This window comes from Bacillus sp. MT(2024), assembly GCF_036362845.1.
GTDB lineage: Bacteria > Bacillota > Bacilli > Bacillales > Bacillaceae > Bacillus > Bacillus velezensis.
In genome coordinates this window covers 2,564,692-2,582,722 of the sequence record NZ_CP143632.1, presented here as the reverse complement: position 1 = coordinate 2,582,722, position 18,031 = coordinate 2,564,692, and the positions used below count along the sequence as shown (strand labels likewise).

Genomic DNA, 18,031 nt, shown 5'->3' with positions numbered 1-18,031 from the left:
AGGTGAAATGTCAAAAAGGGGAACCGGGAATGTCTTTTATAGGCTGAAATCGGAGGGGACAATATGTCTAAAAAAATTCATGAATTTAACGATATTATCCGGAAATTGCGCAAAGAATTATTTGGAAAGGGGCCGGAACGAATTCACACCGTTTTTGTGGATAACATGGCGGTATCAACGCTTTACGGCAATCTAAGCGCAAGTGAGCAGTTTATCGCACGCACGCCTGAAGGAAGAGAAATGGTTCATGCGGCGCGGACCAGCTTAATTCAGGAACTGTATTCAAAACAAACGCCTGACGGAATGGAAGAGCTCATCGGAGCAAAGCTCGTGCATCTGTTTTCAGACATCAAGATCGAAGAGAATATTGCGGTGTCTGTATTTGTCTTTGACCGAACCATTGAAGAGCGCCGTGAAGAAATCAAAAGCTGAAAAAAATTCAATTGACACGAAATTGTCACATTTGATATGATATGAACTGCCAGCAGTGGCTTAAGGACGATTTTTTTATGGAATGTGTGCATGATCTGTACATTTTCTATAGCTAATATTTTCATTCTGCTTGATATTGTTGTATGGGTATGCATACAAGTTAGGCAGCATTCAAACCCGTTTTAGACGGGCTGTTTGAATGCTGCCTTTTTTGTTAGGCGTCTTTGGAAACTGCGGGCTGAAATGATAAATGGAGGGGTTATTATGGCTTTTCGTAAACCGGACGAAATAGCGGAGCTTGCGGTCGAATCAGGGGTAAAAAAGGTGCATTCACCGCTTTCAGCACTGATTGTATTAGGATTTTTGGGAGGAGCGTTTATCGCACTCGGTTATTTGCTTGATATCCGTGTCATCGGCGACCTTCCGAAAGAATGGGGAAGCCTGTCGAGTTTAATCGGGGCGTCCGTGTTTCCCATCGGATTGGTGCTCGTCGTTCTTGCCGGCGCGGAGCTGATTACGGGAAATATGATGTCGGTATCTATGGCGCTGTTTTCCAGAAGAATATCCGCCGGTGCATTAGTGAAAAATTGGGTGATCGTGACGTTGATGAATCTTGTCGGCGCACTGTTTGTCGCTTACTTTTTCGGACATGTTGTCGGATTAACCGAAACAGGACCTTACTTGGAAAAAACGATTGCGGTCGCACAAGGCAAATTGGATATGCCGTTTGGAAAAGTCATTGTTTCGGCGATCGGCTGTAACTGGCTTGTCTGTTTGGCCGTCTGGCTTTCTTTCGGCGCAGAAGACGGAGCTGGAAAAATCGCGGGTATATGGTTTCCGATTATGGCGTTTGTCGCGATTGGTTTTCAGCACGTTGTAGCCAATATGTTTATCATCCCGGCTGCGATTTTTGCAGGCTCTTTTTCGTGGGGTGATCTGATTGGCAATCTCATTCCGGCCTTTATCGGGAATGTAATCGGCGGGGCAGTGTTTGTCGGCCTTATTTATTTTATTGCATATTCAAAAAAAGATCAGAAAAAGCAAGGGATGAAAAGAGTTTCCTGAGGTAAGAAAGATGCCGGAAAACACGGACAATTGAAGCGGAATGCCAGCACATTTTCCGTCCAAATCTTGAAAAAAATGTTTACAAAATGGAAGCTGATGGATATACTTACAAAGTAAGAAAAAAGCAAAGGGAGGTTGAATCACATGACGACGTTAAACGGCAATCAAAATTTACAATTGAACCGATTCAGCCTGTGGAAGAGTTCGTGTCCTTCCTTAACCTCTGCCCGTCAAGCACGTTAATTTCGGAGTATCAGGACATTCGCAGCTCCCCGCAGGGAAAGAAGCTCCGTCTTCTTTTGTCTGCGGATTTAGTCTGCCCGCAGCGCATATGAAGTTTGCTGCGGGTTATTTTCGCTTGTGCGGATATTGAAAGGGGGTGAGCGATAATGACCATTAATCTTTTCTTTTTAACACTGACCATTTCAAAGCGTTTTAAAAGTGCGGAAGAGTATGAACGAGAACAGCAGGTCGAAGAGTTTTATAATGAAGCGAAAGAACGACAGCTGAAACACTTTTATATGAACTGAACGGACACGAAGGGCTAAAACGGAGGAGAAGGAGGAGATCATCATGTTCAGAATTGAACTGCTGAATCATTACACAATGGAGAAGGACCAGGTTTAGCGAGGATGTTGCTGTCACGTCGCAGACGGCCTGCATACCATGGTAAAGAAAGAAAAATTGGTAAGCGGGTGATAGCATGCAAGGCGGTCAGAACAGAATTCCATCCATCGGGCACGGGTATGCGTCAATGCCCCATTCATTTAAACACGGCTACGGCAACCCGTATCGCCGGCAGAGAATGGCGGCGCTTTCCCGGCAGACAAGATATATAGCACCGTATTATTGGTACTAGAGCAGGCGGAAAACCTACGTTTTCCGTCTTTTTTTTATGAAAACAAATATAAATTTCAAATAAATCGAAACGTTCATGAAGAGAAGTGCGTCTAGTTAGTACCTCATACTAACACGAGGTAATATTATTTCTGAATAATAAATCACAGGAATGGAAAAGCGGGTGTTATACAATGTTGCAACATACATCTTCAGCATTAAAACGAATGCGCGCGAAATACTTTGCTGCATCAGAACCGGCAGAGTCAGTCATTCAGCAAATATTGATGGACATACAGGAATACGACCGCATTTTGGAAATCGGGACCGGAAACGGCTCAATGTTTAAACAAATCATCGGACAGCTTGAAAAGGGCAGTCTTAAAAGCATAGAAACATCGAAACGTAAAATACGGAAAACACAGCGCGCAAACCGTTCGGTTATAAAAGCCGGGCTCGGAAACATTCAGCAGGGGAGGCCTGAAAGCTTACCGTTCCGCGATCGCAGCTTTCATAAAGTTTTCTCATTACATACTGCTGAAACAGTCAGCGATTACAGGACAGCATGTAAAGAAGTGTACCGCGTTCTTCAAATTGACGGATGTTTCTATATGGTTTTGAAACCTTCGCGGATGAGTGAGAAGGATGTGATTCAGGTGCTCTATGATCAGCATTTCAGAGACATTTCAGTTGTCAGCAGAGATTCATTCCATTTTATTACTTCCATTAAATAGAATATTTCTTGGGAAATAAAAAGAGCTGCTTAAGTCACTGCAGCTCTTTTTGTGAAATTGGGCATATTTCCTTATTTTTGGTTATTTCACATCTATTTTATATTAAAAAAAGTTTTTTTCTTATACAATGGTAATCAGATGACCGTACATTTTAAATATTTTGAACAAACGGAATGAACATTCATTCCGCATTTAGAAAGGGGGATGAAATGACAGCTTCAAACAAGGTTGAACTCATTATGAAAGCGTCGCTTACTTTGTTTACAGATAGAGGATTTGACGCCACGACGATTCCGATGATTGCCGCTCAGGCCGATGTCGGAACCGGCACAATCTACCGTTACTTTGACAGTAAAGAGACACTTGTGAACGTACTGTATCAGGAAAGTGCGCAGCGTTTTATGAAAAAAGTCAAAACGGACTTTCAGGGTATCTCTGTAAGAGAAGGGTTTCATCACCTGTTTTATTGTCTGATTGATTTTACGAAGGAAAGTGAGTATGCATTGTTTTTTCTTGAAACGAATAAGGACGCCTACTTTCTGAATGAAACGAGCCGTAAGCTTCTTGATGAAATAACACAGATGCTTGACGTCTTTTTTCAGCGCGGCAAGTCTGAAGGTGTGCTCCGCAATCTGCCGTCCAATGTGCTGATGGCGCTGCTGCTCGGGGCATATCTCAAACTCTATCAGCTTATTCGGACGGGAAGCGTCGAAATAACAAAACCGTTTCTGAAAGAACTGGAACAATGTTCTTGGGATGCCATCAGAACTCATTAATTATTCGCCGAAGGAAGGAAGATCGATATGAAACAGCTAAGCGCTATACCGCAGCCGAAAACATACGGACCTCTGAAAAATCTCCCTCACTTGGAAAAAGAAAAACTGTCACAATCGCTCTGGAAAATTGCCGAAGAATACGGCCCGATCTTTCGTTTTGAATTTCCGAGCTCTGTCGGGGTCTTCGTCTCAGGCCGCGAGCTCGCGGCAGAAGTCTGTGATGAAAAGCGATTTGATAAAAACCTCAGTAAAGCCTTGCTGAAAGTCCGTGAGTTTGGCGGTGACGGACTATTTACGAGCTGGACTCACGAAAAGAATTGGCAGAAAGCGCATCGGATTTTATTGCCGAGCTTCAGCCAGAAGGCGATGAAAGGCTATCATTCAATGATGCTTGATATTGCCATGCAGCTCGTGCAGAAGTGGAGCAGATTAAATCCGAATGAAGAAATTGACGTTGCCGAAGATATGACGCGCCTGACGCTGGATACAATCGGCCTGTGCGGATTTCATTACCGCTTTAACAGCTTTTACCGCGACACACAGCATCCTTTTATCACGAGCATGCTTCGCGCGCTGCAGGAGGCAATGCGCCAATCACAGAGACACAGCCTGCAGGACAAGCTGATGATCAAAACGAGACATCAGTTCCAGCAGGATATTGAAGAGATGAATTCGCTTGTAGACCGGATCATCGCTGAGCGGAGGGAAAATCCGGATGAGAATCTGTCTGATCTTTTAGCATTGATGCTTGAAGCGAAAGATCCTGTAACAGGGGAAAGGCTGGATGATGAAAATATCCGCTATCAAATTATTACTTTTTTGATCGCTGGGCATGAAACCACAAGCGGACTGCTTTCATTCGCAATTTACTGCCTGCTGAAAAATAAAGATAAATTGAAAAAAGCCGTTCAGGAAGCCGAGCGGGTGCTGACGGGAGAGACACCTGAATATAAGCAGATTCAGCAGCTGACATATATCCGCATGGTGCTGAACGAGACTTTGCGGCTGTATCCGACTGCCCCGGCATTTTCCCTGTACGCGAAAGAAGATACGGTTCTCGGCGGGAAATATCCGATTGCGAAGGGACAGCCGGTGACGATTCTGACTCCGCAGCTGCACCGGGATAAAAGCGCGTGGGGAGAAGATGCCGAGTTATTCCGTCCGGAAAGGTTCAGCGATCCCGCGGCAATTCCGGCTGATGCGTATAAGCCGTTCGGAAACGGACAGCGCGCATGCATCGGGATGCAGTTTGCTCTGCAGGAAGCGACAATGGTGCTCGGCCTTGTCCTTAAACACTTTGAACTGATTGATCATACTGATTATGAGCTTACGATTAAAGAAGCTTTAACCATTAAGCCCGGTGATTTTAAAATCCGTGTGAAAAACAAGGATGTGTCCAATCAGCAGTCCGCACAAAACCATAAAGCTGAAGGCAGCGGTCACAAAGAAGAAACGACAGAAATACCGTCCCACGGAACGCCGCTTCTCATTCTTTACGGATCAAATTTAGGAACTGCGGAAGGAATCGCGGAAGAGCTGGCTGACATCGGCAGAAGCAAAGGATTTTCAACTGAAACCGGCCCGCTCGATGATTATACGGGGAAACTGCCTGTAAAAGGCGCAGTCGTTATTGTGACGGCTTCTTATAACGGGGCGCCGCCTGATAATGCGGCGGGCTTTGTGAAATGGATGGAAACCCTTGAAGATCAGGAATTAAAGGGTGTTTCTTACGCTGTCTTCGGCTGCGGAGACCGCAACTGGGCCGCCACTTACCAGAGGATCCCCCGCCTGATAGACAAAGTGCTTGAAGAAAAAGGGGCAAAAAGGCTGACTTCTATCGGGGAGGGCGACAATGCCGATGATTTTGAGTACAGTCAGGAAGCCTGGGAAGACTCATTCTGGAAGGACATCATGAAGGCTTTTCATATAGAGGCCGCTCCAAAACAGGCAAACAAATCACAGTTATCAATCGAATACGTAAGTGAAGCAGCCGAGACGCCGATTGCCAAAACGTACAAAGCATTTGAGGCGGAAGTCATCACAAACAAAGAGCTTCATACCGAAAGCAGCAAGCGTTCAGTCCGGCATATTGAGCTGCGTCTCCCGAAAACCGAAACGTATCGGGAAGGAGACCATCTCGGGGTGCTTCCGCAAAACAGCGGGGAACTGATCAGCCGTGTCATTCGCCGATTCGGTCTTGATCCGAACCAGCACTTTAAGATCAAGGGCCGGCAGCTGCCTCATCTGCCGACGGACCGGCCGGTTAATGCGCCGGAGCTTTTGGCGTCATATGTAGAGCTGCAGGAACCGGCAACGAGAGCCCAGCTTCGCGAACTTGCCGCCCATACCGTGTGCCCGCCGCACCAAAAAGAATTGGAGCATCTTTATTCTGACGATGCGGCATATAAAGAAAACGTGCTGAAAAAACGAATGACCATGCTGAACCTGCTGGAAGATTATCCGGCTTGTGAACTGCCGTTTGAGCGCTTTTTAGAACTTCTGCCGTCCTTAAAGGCGCGCTATTATTCAATCTCAAGCTCACCGAAGGCAAACAAAAGGGAGCTCAGTATCACGGTCGGCGTTGTGACGGCTCCGGCGTGGAGCGGCCGGGGAGAATACAGGGGCGTGGCTTCGAACTATTTAGCCGGATTACAAAATGGCGATTCTGCCGTCTGTTTCATCCGCTCGCCGCAGTCGGGTTTCGCATTGCCTGAAAATACGAAAACGCCTCTCATTATGATCGGAGCAGGCACCGGAATTGCACCGTTCAGGGGATTTATCCAGGCGCGGGCTGCAGAAAAAATGTCCGGTAACAGCCTGGGCGAAGCTCATTTATACTTCGGCTGCAGACATCCTGAAGAAGACGATCTGTACAAAGATGAATTCGACCATGCGGAGAAAAACGGCCTTGTCACCGTGCATCGGGCGTATTCCAGATTAGATCAGGACTGTAAAGTTTACGTACAGGATGTCCTGCTTCGCGAGGCTGCACAGATTATTGCGCTTCTTGACCAAGGCGGCCATCTCTATATATGCGGAGACGGAAGCAAAATGGCTCCGGCTGTCGAAAATGTACTGCTTCAGGCGTATGAAAAGGTGCATAACACTGATTCAAAAGTTTCCTTGAATTGGCTTGAACAGCTGCAGGCGGAAGGAAGATATGCGAAAGATGTTTGGGCAGGTGTGTAACAGAAGCGTAAGGCAATTGAAGATTGTGTTTTAATTGAAGAAAGCCGGCACGATATTTGAAATCTACTGAATCAAAAGGAATAGTTATAGGGAGTATCGTGCCGGCCTTATCTTTAGTATCGGACAAAAGACACAAATCTTTAATGTTTTTATTGATTTACATGCAGGCAGCTATGTCCCTTTTTTCTGAATTCCGCCAGAAATAAAACCGGATAAGACAGCAATAGCAAAACCGAAATAAATGAAATGATACCGATCCAATGAAAATGCGTCCAAAAGAAACCGCCGCAAGACCCGGCCACGCTTGACCCGATATAGTATGCAAGCAGATATAATGAAGAGGCTTGCGCGCGCTGATCACCGGCTGCGCGGCCGACCCAGGCGCTTGCGATCGAATGTGCGCCGAAAAAGCCGAAGGTAAAGACGGCAATCCCCGCGATTTTAAGGGCAAGCTGGGGCAAAAGTGTCACCGCTGCACCGGCCAGCATAACAAAAATCGCAATCTTAATCATTTTTGCACTTCCGAAAAGGTCCGCTTTTTTCCCCATATAGACAGAGCTGAACGTTCCCGCGAGATAGACAATAAAAATAAAACCGATCACAGTCTGTGACAAATGATAAGGAGCCGCCATTAAATGAAAGCCGATATAATTATATAATGTCACAAAACTCCCCATTAATATAAATCCCAGAGATATTAACAAAAGCAGCCGTTTGCGGTGTAGAACCGCTCCGTATTCCTTACATGCCGCTTTTACGCCCGCATGCCGCTGAGATGAATGGCGCGGAGCCGGAAGAAAACGCCAAAACAAATAGCTTAATACAATAGAAAGAATGCCGATAATGGCAAGCGCCGGCCGCCAGCCGAATACATCAGTCAGAAGCCCCGTTAACAGCCTGCCGCTCATTCCCCCGATGCTTGTGCCGCTGATATATAAGCCCATCATTTTCCCGAGGCCCTTCGGATCAAACTCCTCGCCTACATATGTCATAGCGACAGCAGGAACGCCTGCCAGAAAAATACCGAGCAGCCCCCTCATCGCCAAAAGCGCCGGAAAAGCCGGACTGAACGCTGTTAATAGACCTAAAACAGAAGTAGCTGTTAACGACAGCACCATTAATTTTTTTCTGCCGAATCCGTCAGACAACGAAGCGGCGGCCAATAATGAAAATGCCAAAACGGCTGTTGAGATGGATAAAGTTAAGCTGGCAGCTGCAGCGGAAATATGAAACTCTTCCGAAAACAAAGGCATAAGCGGCTGTGTCGTGTAAAGCGTGGCAAATGTCACAAAGCCGCTGATAAACAGAGCTAAGCTGGCCTTTCTGTAAGCCTTTGTATGAGGCTGAATAAACGTCATGAATGTCCCTCTTTTCTCACTGTTGGTTATATATGTATCGTACGCTTTTCATTTCAATGTGTCTAATTTATAATAACTATAGAATTAATGCGTGTAGGTTATGAGGAAAGGGGAGAAGGAGAAAATGGAGCTTCATCAAATTGACAACTTCATTGCGGCGGCAACTCATCAGCATTTCACAAATGCGGCAAAAGAAAGGATGATTTCTCAGCCGGCATTAAGCCGATCGATTATCAGGCTCGAAGAAGAATTAGGCGCGCCGTTATTTTACAGAGAGACAAAAGCCGTCCGGCTGACAAGGCACGGAGAGCAGTTCTTAATAAAAGCAAAACAAGCGAGACGAGCTTTAAATGAAGGCGTTGAACAAGTGAAAAAAAATATGAGCCTGGAGCACGGCGAAATATCTGTATCTTTTCTTCATACGCTCGGGCTGCGCTTAATGCCTCAGCTGATTGCCGAATTTAAAAAGCTATACCCAAACGTGATCTTCCGGCTTTATCAAGGCGCAAATGAAACGCTTCGCAAAATGGTGGAAACGGGAGATGCGGATATCTGTCTCAGCTCCCCGCCGCTTCCCAGCGAGCTTTTACAATGGACAGTGCTGGAGAAAGAGCCTCTTTATGCGGTGCTTCCTGAGAACCACCCGCTTGCAGGAAATAAAAGCATTCAAATGAAAGAGATGCAGGACGAGGATTTTGTCGGATTTAAACCGGGATACGGGCTGAGGTATATGTTTGATCTGATGTGCCGGGATTTGAATATACACCCGCATCTCGCATTTGAAGGAGAGGAAGTGTCAACCATATTAGGGCTGACCGCCGCGGGTCTGGGGGCTGCAGTGCTGCCGAAAACCGCGGAGCATTCATACTTTCCGGTCGTTTTTCTCCCGGTTGCAGATTACCAATGCGAACGCACCATAGCGTTAGCCCAGTTAAAAAACCATGCTCTCTCTCCCGCTGCTGAGCGTTTTAAACAGTTTGCACTTGATTATTACAAAGCACGCAACTGAGCGGTCATTTTATTAAAATCGAAGTTGAAAATAAAGCAGAAAGAAATACAGAAAACGGAGGAAAACCATGGCGAAAAAAACAGTGAAAACAAATGCTGTCCGTATCATTGAGCAGCAAAACATTCCCTATGAGCTATTAGGTTACAAAACAGAAGGGGGACAGCCCGCAGACGGTCTTTCCGTTTCACAAAAAATCGGATACTCTGCCGAATATGTTTATAAAACCTTAGTGGCATCTGCAGGAACTGATCGTTATTACGTCTTTGTCGTTCCCGTTGCAAAAGAACTGAATCTGAAAAAGGCTGCGAAGGCGGCAGGTGAGAAGAAAATAGAAATGATTGCCATGAAGGACCTTTTGGGAGTGACCGGCTATATACGCGGCGGCTGTTCTCCGATCGGAATGAAAAAAAGGTTTCCGACTTTTATTGATAGATCCGCTGAAACACTGGAGTTTATGATTGTCAGTGCGGGGAAAATCGGAATGCAGCTGAAAGTAGCGCCTCAAGATTTAGCCGAAGCAAGCGGGGCGGTATTTACAGACATTGTATAAATGTCCGGTGGATCTAATGGAATACACGTTTCAAGGGAGAATGATAATGAAAAAAAGATATGAAAACTTGAATGGCGTGAAGAATGAACATGGATTCATGGACATGTGGAAATGGATGAAAGAACGAAGAGAAAAAAGTAAAGACTTAAGCGAGAATATTCCGAAGGCGGTCACAAGGGATGTCCGTGATGTTGCCGTCAATCGGACGGAAACCGCCATAACATGGATCGGCCATTCTTCATTTCTGATCCAAATACAGGGGCTTAACATAATGACCGACCCTGTATGGGCGCGGAGGATGGGTTTTCAAAAACGGCTGACAGAGCCGGGATATGAATTGAGCGAACTGCCTGACATTGATGCCGTGCTCATCTCACATGGGCATTATGACCATCTTGATTTTCCGAGTATAAAAAAACTGAGAGGAAACCCGGATTTTTACGTGCCTGCGGGATTGAAAAAGCTGTTCATCAAAAAAGGCCGCAAAAAGGTTCATGAAATGAATTGGTGGGATCGTTTTGAGGTGCGGGGGGTGAGTATATCATTTGTTCCGGCCCAGCACTGGACACGGAGAACGCTTTGGGATACCGATACCTCTCATTGGGGAGGCTGGGTCATAGAAAGCGAAAACGGCGAGTCCATCTATTTTGCAGGAGATACAGGCTATTTTGAAGGCTTTAAAGAAATCGGAGAGAGGTTTCGTATTAAGGCGGCTCTGATGCCGATCGGAGCATACGAACCCGAATGGTTTATGAAAGTGTCACATATCAATCCGGAAGACGCCGTGAAAGCGTTTTTGGAGCTGAAGGCTGACAGCTTCATTCCCATGCATTACGGGGCATTCCGGCTTGCTGATGATACAGGCCCGGAAGCATTAAGCAGACTGCACAGCGAGTGGGACCGGCGTGCATTACCTCCTGAAAACCTGAAAGCATTAGCGCTTGGCGAAACATTTTGGCTGTAACAGCAGGTTTTCGCTGCCGACACCAATCGTTTAAAAACGGTTGGTGTTTTGTTGTCAACCAAAGGTGAACAGCCTCAGTATAAAACATGATTTTTCCGGAATCTGCGGTAAAAAACAAAACTTTTTACTCTTTTGTTTCACTATACAATGAAAACGGTTTCGTATGCGCAGTATATTTAACCTATCATAATTGCTCCAGCAGAAACGGACAGGAAGGATAGAAAAACAGATGAAATACATGAATTCAAGACAGAAAAAGATTTTGTATCTGTTGTTATCTGAACCTGATGACTACTTAGTTGTGCAAGATTTCGCAGACAGGGTCCGCTGTTCTGAAAAAACGATCAGGAATGATTTGAAAACGATTGAAGATTTCCTGAATGAACATGTTCAAGCTCAGCTGATCCGCAAACCGGGATTAGGCGTCTATTTACATATATCTGAACAGGAAAGGTCACGGTTAAGCCGGCACATTTATAATGAGCACTTTACATGCAGGCACAAGACCGATGAAGAAAGAATACTTCACATCGCTTATGATTTATTAATGAATTCAAAGCCCGTTTCCGCAAAAGAAATTGCCGCACAGCATTTTGTAAACAGAGCTTCCATTAAAAAGGATATTAGTGCGGTTGAAGAGTGGCTGAAGCGATTTGATCTCACACTGGTTTCTAAACAGCGGCTCGGCTTAAAGATTGAAGGGGACGAAAAAAACAAAAGAAAAGCATTGGCGCGAATTTCAGATTTGATTGATAATGCGGAGTTTACAAGCCAATTTATAAAAAGTAAGTTTTTAAGTCATGAAGCGGACTTTGTGAGAAAAGAAATCAAGTTATTACAAAAAAACCATTCTATCTATTTTACGGATGAAACATTTGAAAATTTGCTGCTGCATACATTGCTGACCATCCGCCGTATCAAAATGAAACAGCCGGTCGCCATCTCTGCAAGACAGCTGGAGGCGGTAAAAAAGAAGAAAGAATATGAATGGACACTGGCTTGTTTAAAACGGCTTGAGCCGGTATTTGCCATCCGGTTTCCCGAGGAAGAAGCCGTCTATTTAACTTTACATATAATAGGCGGGAAAGTCCGCTATCCATTGCAGCAAGAAAAGAAGCTTGATCTTGAAGATTCTGAGCTTTCCAAAGTCGTCAGGCATTTGATCAATCGTGTTTCAGAACTGAAAATGCTGGATTTTCACAAAGACCAGGAATTGATCAACGGATTGAACATTCATCTCGATCCGGTGTTGAAGCGGCTGAGCTATGATCTCTCTGTTTCAAACCCCATGCTCCACGATATCAAAAAAATGTACCCTTATTTGTTTCATCTTATCATTGACGTTTTAGAAGACATCAATCAAACATTTGATCTTTATATTCCTGAAGAAGAGGCGGCCTATTTGACGCTGCATTTTCAGGCAGCGATCGAACGGCTGCGCCGAAGCAGTCATAACCCTAAAAGGACGATCATCGTCTGCCATATGGGCATTGGCATGTCGCAATTGCTGCGGACTAAAATTGAACGCAAATTTCATCACATTACGATAAAAGACTGTATCGCAAAAGCGGAGCTGACAGAGTATATCAAAAAGCATAAAGATATAGATTTCGTCATTTCTACGATAGAGCTTGGAAATGTAACGATCCCTCATATCGTCGTATCACCGCTTTTGGAGCCTGCTGATGAAAAGAAGCTCAGCGCATTTATGCAACAGCTTGATACATCATACCGCCGGGAGCAAAAAACGTTTAAAATGCTGAATGATACGACTCCGTTTCTCGTTTTTTTACAGCAAGAGACAGAGCACCGTTATCAGGTCATTGAACAGCTGGCGCAGGCTTTGTATGAAAAAGGCTATGTAGAAAAAGAGTATGGCATTCATGCAGTAATGAGAGAAAAAATGTCGGCGACAAATATCGGGGCGGGTATTGCCATCCCTCACGCGAACTCTAAATATATCAAACAATCAGCCATTGCAATCGCCACCTTAAAAGAGCCCATTGAGTGGGGGACGGAAAAGGTGTCGCTTGTATTTATGCTTGCCGTCAAACACGAAGATCAAAACAAGGTAAAGCAATTATTCAGTGAGCTTTCCTATCTTAGCGAGCAGCCGGCATTTATTCAAAAACTGACGGAAGAAAAAAATGTGATGACGTTTTTATCGTATTTAAACTATTAAAAGCAGGGAATGGCTCCCTGCTTTTTTTCTGTTTATAGGGAAAAATGCCGTTATTTCCGGAACTTATGGTAAAAAAACGCGCTTATCACAGGCTGATTTCAGTATAAAGTTGAGACAAGATCTTGAAATTCAGACTGCAAAGGAGGATTTATATGAAACTGTTAGCGATTACATCATGTCCGAACGGCATTGCCCATACGTATATGGCTGCTGAAAATTTACAAAAAGCAGCCGGCAGATTAGGCGTTGAGATCAAAGTGGAAACCCAGGGCGGAATCGGGGTGGAAAATAGGCTGACCGAAGAGGAAATCCAGGAAGCAGACGCAATCATTATCGCGGCGGACCGTTCGGTGAACAAAGACCGATTCGCGGGAAAAAAGCTGCTGGCCGTCGGGGTTCAGGAAGGCATCCGCAAACCGGAAGAATTAATTCAAAAAGCGCTTAGCGGTGAAGTGCCGATCTATCAATCTGCTTCAAAAGCTCAAACCGCAAGTCAGCAGGGCAAAAAACAAAACCCGATTTACCGTCATTTAATGAACGGCGTTTCTTTTATGGTTCCTTTCATTGTCGTCGGCGGATTATTGATAGCGGTTGCATTGACGCTTGGAGGAGAAAAAACACCAAAGGGCTTAGTCATTCCGGATGCGTCTTTTTGGAAAACGATTGAACAGATCGGCAGCGCTTCTTTTTCATTCATGATCCCGATTTTAGCCGGGTACATCGCGTTCAGCATCGCCGATAAGCCGGGTCTTGTCCCCGGAATGATCGGCGGATATATTGCGGCATCCGGCAGCTTTTACGACAGTGCGAGCGGCGCAGGATTTCTTGGAGGAATCATTGCGGGATTTTTGGCGGGATATGCGGCGCTTGGAATCAAAAAATGTAAAGTTCCTAAAGCAATACAGCCGATTATGCCGATCATTATTATTCCGGTGTTTGCCTCACTGATCGTCGGTTTGGCGTTTGTATTTCTGATCGGCGCCCCCGTCGCTCATATTTTCGCATCATTAACGGTTTGGCTTGCGGGAATGAAAGGCTCGAGCTCAATTCTCCTGGCATTGATTTTAGGAGCGATGATCTCCTTTGATATGGGAGGACCCGTAAACAAGGTGGCCTTTCTATTCGGATCGGCAATGATCGGAGAAGGAAATTATGAAATTATGGGCCCGATTGCCGTTTCCATTTGTATACCGCCGATAGGGCTTGGGATTGCGACGTTTTTAGGAAAAAGAAAATTCGCCGCCGCAGAAAGAGAAATGGGAAAAGCGTCATTTACGATGGGCCTTTTCGGTATCACGGAAGGAGCCATTCCATTTGCGGCCCAAGATCCCCTTCGTGTGATCCCGAGTATTATGGCGGGTTCTATGACCGGCTCGGTGATAGCGATGATCGGCCATGTGGGGGACAGAGTGGCACACGGCGGCCCCATCGTTGCTGTACTTGGAGCAGTAGATCATGTATTGATGTTTTTTATCGCTGTAACAGCAGGCTCTCTTGTCACCGCTCTGTTGGTTAATGTACTGAAGAAAGATATGGCGAAATCCCCCGCGCCCGGTGAGGTGCTGCCGTCTGCCGCACCAAATGAAGCTGCAGCGGCAAAAGAAACAAAGGAACCATCTCAGGCTGACAGCCGAAAAGCCGGGATGACCGAAATCAAAAAACTGACTGACATTATCAGCACGGACTTGATTGAACCGCATTTATCCGGCGAAACGAGGGATGACATTATCGATGAAATGATCGAGAAATTGTCCCGTAAAGGTATGCTTCTGTCTGACAGCGGATTTAAACAGGCCATTTTGAGCCGTGAACAGCAGGGAACCACGGCGATAGGTATGAATATCGCCATTCCGCACGGAAAGTCTGATGCCGTCAGAACGCCGGGTGTCGCATTCGGAATAAGACGTTCGGGTGTTGACTGGAACAGCCTTGATGGTTCTGATGCAAAACTGATTTTTATGATTGCCGTACCGAAGGAAAGCGGCGGAAATCAGCATCTGAAAATATTGCAGATGTTATCCCGAAAACTGATGGATGACAGCTATCGGGAAAGGCTGCTCTCCGTTCAGACAAAAGAAGAGGCGTATGAGCTTCTGGAAGAAATCGAATAAAGCGGGGGATGATCATGTCTACTGAACCGATATTTTTCAATCCGGTTTTCAAAGAAAGAATTTGGGGAGGCGCCGCCCTGCGTGATTTTCACTATAATATTCCGTCCGAGCGGACAGGGGAGTGCTGGGCCTTTGCCGCTCATCAAAATGGACAGAGCACAGTTCGAAACGGCATGTATAAAGGATGTACGCTCGGTGAATTGTGGGAGCATCACAGAGATTTATTCGGAAACCTTGAAGGAGACCGTTTTCCTCTTCTTACAAAAATTTTGGATGCGGACCAAGACCTGTCCGTTCAGGTGCATCCGAATGATGACTTTGCCAAAATGCATGAAAACGGGGAACTTGGAAAAACCGAATGCTGGTATATCATTGATTGTGAAAAAGATGCGGAGATCATTTTCGGCCATAACGCAACAACAAAAGAAGAACTGATATCCATGATTGAGCGCGGAGAATGGGACGGGCTCCTGAACAGAGTTAAGGTAAAGCCGGGAGATTTCTTTTTTGTCCCAAGCGGCACCGTTCACGCGATTGGAAAGGGCACACTTATTTTAGAGACGCAGCAAAATTCAGATACGACTTACAGATTGTATGATTACGGAAGAAAAGATGCGGACGGCAGGCTGCGCGAGCTCCATTTGGAAAAAAGTATAGAAGTGACAGACGTTCCATCTGTCCGTGAACGGCCGACCGTTCAATATAAACAAACAGATGATCTGCTGGCAGCTGTTTTAATAGAATGTCCTTATTTTTCAGTCGAAAAGTGGGATGTAAAAGGTGAAGTGAATTTATTCCAGAATCATCCCTTCCTTCTTGTCAGCGTGATCGAAGGAGACGGAATAATGATTGCAGGCGGGCATGAACATTCCTTTAGAAAAGGAGATCATATTCTCCTGCCTTCCGGTTTGGGAGAATATAAACTGGCGGGCCATGCAAATTGTATTGTGTCTCATCTGTGATCTTCAAAACCCTTCTCTGGCATCAGAGAAGGGTTTCTCGTTACTTTTACAAAAAGGCCGAAATTTCCGTGGTTCGTTCCTGAATTTATTCTCTCAATTTGTATATCTCCCGAGCCATCGATTCAAGTATGTACATCGCGGGGATTTGGGTGGTGATATTCGCATTTTCAACCCATTCTTCCGTCACGTAATATGAAATATTCACATCGGACATTTTGGCAATGGTTGAATGTTTATGATTTGTAATACTGATGACCCGGCTTCCTTCTTGTTTCAGCTGATTCAGATGAGTCACCGTAGAATCTCCTTCACCTGAAACCGATAATGCGATCGTGATGCTGTTATGGCGGAAATGGGAATGGGCCGGAAAGTAAGGATCTTTAATATACATTGAAAGTTTCCCTAAGCACGAAAAATATCTGGCTCCGTATTCGGCGAGAATTCCTGAACTACCCACTCCGATAAAAATGACGCTTTCTGCATCGGCCGCAAGGGCTGCTGCTTCCTTCAGCTTTTCTTCCATCCCTCCGCTTACTGTTCTTTCAAAAAACTCGGCAACGGAATGATGGGGACTCTTTAAAATCGTTTTTTTATTTGCCTCCGCATACATTTTCAGCTTCACCTTAAACTCTGAAAACCCTTCACAGTTTATTTTTTTGCAGAAACGTAAAATAGAAGCCGTAGATACATGGGTTTCATTTGCCAATTCACGGATGCGCATATAGACGACTTTCTCGCTGTTTTGGGAGATGTAGTTGTATAAAGAAGTTTCAAGCTCGTTAAATGAAGCAATCATTTCGTGTGTGAACATGCAGGGGGATTCTCCTTTTTATGAGAATGGTGAATGTACATCTCATCGTAACATATCATTTTTAAAAGAAACATAGTGTTATATTTATGTGACAAATCACTTTTTGTGTCATTCAAAACAAGACGTCAGCCAATGATTTACGGTCAAAACAACTGCGGATATAATTCGTTCATACGCTTTATGCATGATCTCTTCAAGGGGCGCTGACAAAAGCGGCCGAAAAAAGGAGGACAATATGAGTATCAAACTGATAGCGGTTGATATGGACGGAACGTTTTTGAATGATGAAATGGCATATAACGAAGAGCGTTTTATGAATCAGTATCGTGAATTAAATGCGCGGGGAATTAAATTTGCCGTAGCAAGCGGAAACCAATATGCGCAGCTTACATCCTTCTTTCCGGAAATCAAAAGTGAAATCGCTTTCGTTGCCGAGAATGGCGCTTTCGTCGTGAATGCCGGAGAAGAAGTATTCGCGGGTAACATGTCTGAAGACACTATAATAGCAGTAATCCGTGCTTTAGAGCAGTATGAGGTGAAAAACGTCATTGTCTGCGGAAAAAAAAGCGCGTATATTCATGAAAATGCCAGTGAAGATGAATATCTGCATGCCAGTAAGTATTATTATGTGTTAAAAAGGGTGCCGCATTTTGAAAACATCGATGATGACATTTTAAAATTTTCCATCAGCTTTCCCGCCGAACATTGTTCCGCACTTCTGAGCCATTTAAAAAACGCAATCGGGTCTTTCGTCACGCCTGTATCAAGCGGGCACGGTGACATAGATCTGATCATACCGGGGCTTCATAAAGCAAGCGGGATTAAGCTTCTCCAGAAACAATGGGGGATAAATGATGAAGAATGCGCGGCCTTCGGAGACAGCGGCAATGATTTGGAGATGGTGTCGGCCGTGAAATACGGAGTCGCCATGGATAATGCGCAGGAAAGCATTAAACAGGCCGCGGCGCATATCACGCAATCAAACAATGAGGAAGGGGTCTTAAATGCGATTGATTCAATCCTCAAATGTGAAAAACCCTTTGTCTGAAAA

The 18,031-nt window shown here is 45.1% G+C and carries 16 protein-coding genes; 14 read left to right on the top strand and 2 right to left on the bottom strand.

Annotation, left to right across the window (positions count from 1 at the left end):
* Window positions 1–63: 63 nt before the first annotated feature.
* From VP472_RS12620 to VP472_RS12590, 7 genes are all read left to right on the top strand, one after another.
* On the top strand, window positions 64–432 hold the full coding sequence (locus VP472_RS12620) for a Na-translocating system protein MpsC family protein (protein ID WP_003152783.1): 369 nt from the start codon (window positions 64–66) through the stop codon (window positions 430–432).
* A gap of 264 nt (window positions 433–696) precedes the next feature.
* Window positions 697–1,497 carry a formate/nitrite transporter family protein gene (locus VP472_RS12615; protein ID WP_007408225.1) on the top strand — a complete coding sequence of 267 codons (801 nt, stop codon included), beginning with the start codon at window positions 697–699 and terminating at the stop codon, window positions 1,495–1,497.
* Between the two features lie 389 nt (window positions 1,498–1,886).
* Entirely contained in the window at window positions 1,887–2,027 is a 141-nt protein-coding gene (locus VP472_RS12610; protein WP_003152787.1) for a YrzI family small protein, read from the top strand.
* Between the two features lie 173 nt (window positions 2,028–2,200).
* Window positions 2,201–2,356, top strand: a complete 156-nt coding sequence (locus VP472_RS12605; RefSeq protein ID WP_007408227.1) for a hypothetical protein — start codon at window positions 2,201–2,203, stop codon at window positions 2,354–2,356.
* A gap of 172 nt (window positions 2,357–2,528) precedes the next feature.
* Window positions 2,529–3,068: a class I SAM-dependent methyltransferase gene (locus VP472_RS12600; protein ID WP_102421627.1), complete on the top strand. Its 540-nt coding sequence runs from the start codon at window positions 2,529–2,531 to the stop codon at window positions 3,066–3,068.
* A gap of 209 nt (window positions 3,069–3,277) precedes the next feature.
* The gene (locus tag VP472_RS12595; RefSeq protein ID WP_003152789.1) at window positions 3,278–3,844 is read left to right on the top strand and encodes a TetR/AcrR family transcriptional regulator; all 567 of its coding nucleotides are present in this window, start codon (window positions 3,278–3,280) and stop codon (window positions 3,842–3,844) included.
* Window positions 3,845–3,871: 27 nt separating this feature from the next.
* Window positions 3,872–7,033, top strand: coding sequence for a bifunctional cytochrome P450/NADPH--P450 reductase (locus VP472_RS12590; protein ID WP_146277222.1), 3,162 nt, complete (start codon window positions 3,872–3,874; stop codon window positions 7,031–7,033).
* Between the two features lie 149 nt (window positions 7,034–7,182).
* On the opposite strand, the gene VP472_RS12585 is transcribed toward VP472_RS12590, so the two are convergent.
* On the bottom strand, window positions 7,183–8,391 hold the full coding sequence (locus VP472_RS12585) for an MFS transporter (protein WP_146277220.1): 1,209 nt from the start codon (window positions 8,389–8,391) through the stop codon (window positions 7,183–7,185).
* A 124-nt stretch (window positions 8,392–8,515) separates the two neighbouring features.
* On the opposite strand from VP472_RS12585, the gene VP472_RS12580 reads away from it, so the two are divergent.
* The 6 genes from VP472_RS12580 to manA all read left to right on the top strand — a co-directional run bounded on the left by VP472_RS12580 (window position 8,516) and on the right by manA (window position 16,169).
* Window positions 8,516–9,400 (top strand): LysR family transcriptional regulator, encoded by an 885-nt coding sequence (locus VP472_RS12580; RefSeq protein WP_153986675.1) that lies wholly within the window; start codon window positions 8,516–8,518, stop codon window positions 9,398–9,400.
* 67 nt (window positions 9,401–9,467) lie between these two features.
* Window positions 9,468–9,950, top strand: a complete 483-nt coding sequence (gene ybaK, locus VP472_RS12575) for a Cys-tRNA(Pro) deacylase (RefSeq protein ID WP_057080462.1) — start codon at window positions 9,468–9,470, stop codon at window positions 9,948–9,950.
* Window positions 9,951–9,996: 46 nt separating this feature from the next.
* Window positions 9,997–10,914, top strand: coding sequence for an MBL fold metallo-hydrolase (locus VP472_RS12570; protein WP_146277216.1), 918 nt, complete (start codon window positions 9,997–9,999; stop codon window positions 10,912–10,914).
* Window positions 10,915–11,143: 229 nt separating this feature from the next.
* Entirely contained in the window at window positions 11,144–13,096 is a 1,953-nt protein-coding gene (locus VP472_RS12565) for a mannose transport/utilization transcriptional regulator ManR (RefSeq protein WP_070082146.1), read from the top strand.
* A 152-nt stretch (window positions 13,097–13,248) separates the two neighbouring features.
* Window positions 13,249–15,207, top strand: a complete 1,959-nt coding sequence (locus VP472_RS12560) for a fructose-specific PTS transporter subunit EIIC (RefSeq protein WP_102421624.1) — start codon at window positions 13,249–13,251, stop codon at window positions 15,205–15,207.
* A 14-nt stretch (window positions 15,208–15,221) separates the two neighbouring features.
* Window positions 15,222–16,169 carry a mannose-6-phosphate isomerase, class I gene (gene manA, locus VP472_RS12555; protein ID WP_013352992.1) on the top strand — a complete coding sequence of 316 codons (948 nt, stop codon included), beginning with the start codon at window positions 15,222–15,224 and terminating at the stop codon, window positions 16,167–16,169.
* 85 nt (window positions 16,170–16,254) lie between these two features.
* Here the strand turns inward: manA and VP472_RS12550 are convergent, their stop codons facing one another.
* Entirely contained in the window at window positions 16,255–16,980 is a 726-nt protein-coding gene (locus VP472_RS12550) for a MurR/RpiR family transcriptional regulator (RefSeq protein WP_053573170.1), read from the bottom strand.
* Window positions 16,981–17,215: 235 nt separating this feature from the next.
* Between VP472_RS12550 and VP472_RS12545 the strand changes: the two genes are divergently transcribed.
* A complete protein-coding gene (locus tag VP472_RS12545) occupies window positions 17,216–18,028 on the top strand; it encodes a Cof-type HAD-IIB family hydrolase (protein WP_070082144.1) in 813 nt (270 codons plus the stop codon).
* Window positions 18,029–18,031: the final 3 nt, after the last annotated feature.

Coding starts and splice junctions, on each gene's coding strand:
- VP472_RS12620 (WP_003152783.1), top strand. CDS start 64: ATGTCTAAAAAAATTCATGAATTTAACGATATTATCCGGAAATTGCGC.
- VP472_RS12615 (WP_007408225.1), top strand. CDS start 697: ATGGCTTTTCGTAAACCGGACGAAATAGCGGAGCTTGCGGTCGAATCA.
- VP472_RS12610 (WP_003152787.1), top strand. CDS start 1,887: ATGACCATTAATCTTTTCTTTTTAACACTGACCATTTCAAAGCGTTTT.
- VP472_RS12605 (WP_007408227.1), top strand. CDS start 2,201: ATGCAAGGCGGTCAGAACAGAATTCCATCCATCGGGCACGGGTATGCG.
- VP472_RS12600 (WP_102421627.1), top strand. CDS start 2,529: ATGTTGCAACATACATCTTCAGCATTAAAACGAATGCGCGCGAAATAC.
- VP472_RS12595 (WP_003152789.1), top strand. CDS start 3,278: ATGACAGCTTCAAACAAGGTTGAACTCATTATGAAAGCGTCGCTTACT.
- VP472_RS12590 (WP_146277222.1), top strand. CDS start 3,872: ATGAAACAGCTAAGCGCTATACCGCAGCCGAAAACATACGGACCTCTG.
- VP472_RS12585 (WP_146277220.1), bottom strand. CDS start 8,391: ATGACGTTTATTCAGCCTCATACAAAGGCTTACAGAAAGGCCAGCTTA.
- VP472_RS12580 (WP_153986675.1), top strand. CDS start 8,516: ATGGAGCTTCATCAAATTGACAACTTCATTGCGGCGGCAACTCATCAG.
- ybaK (WP_057080462.1), top strand. CDS start 9,468: ATGGCGAAAAAAACAGTGAAAACAAATGCTGTCCGTATCATTGAGCAG.
- VP472_RS12570 (WP_146277216.1), top strand. CDS start 9,997: ATGAAAAAAAGATATGAAAACTTGAATGGCGTGAAGAATGAACATGGA.
- VP472_RS12565 (WP_070082146.1), top strand. CDS start 11,144: ATGAAATACATGAATTCAAGACAGAAAAAGATTTTGTATCTGTTGTTA.
- VP472_RS12560 (WP_102421624.1), top strand. CDS start 13,249: ATGAAACTGTTAGCGATTACATCATGTCCGAACGGCATTGCCCATACG.
- manA (WP_013352992.1), top strand. CDS start 15,222: ATGTCTACTGAACCGATATTTTTCAATCCGGTTTTCAAAGAAAGAATT.
- VP472_RS12550 (WP_053573170.1), bottom strand. CDS start 16,980: ATGTTCACACACGAAATGATTGCTTCATTTAACGAGCTTGAAACTTCT.
- VP472_RS12545 (WP_070082144.1), top strand. CDS start 17,216: ATGAGTATCAAACTGATAGCGGTTGATATGGACGGAACGTTTTTGAAT.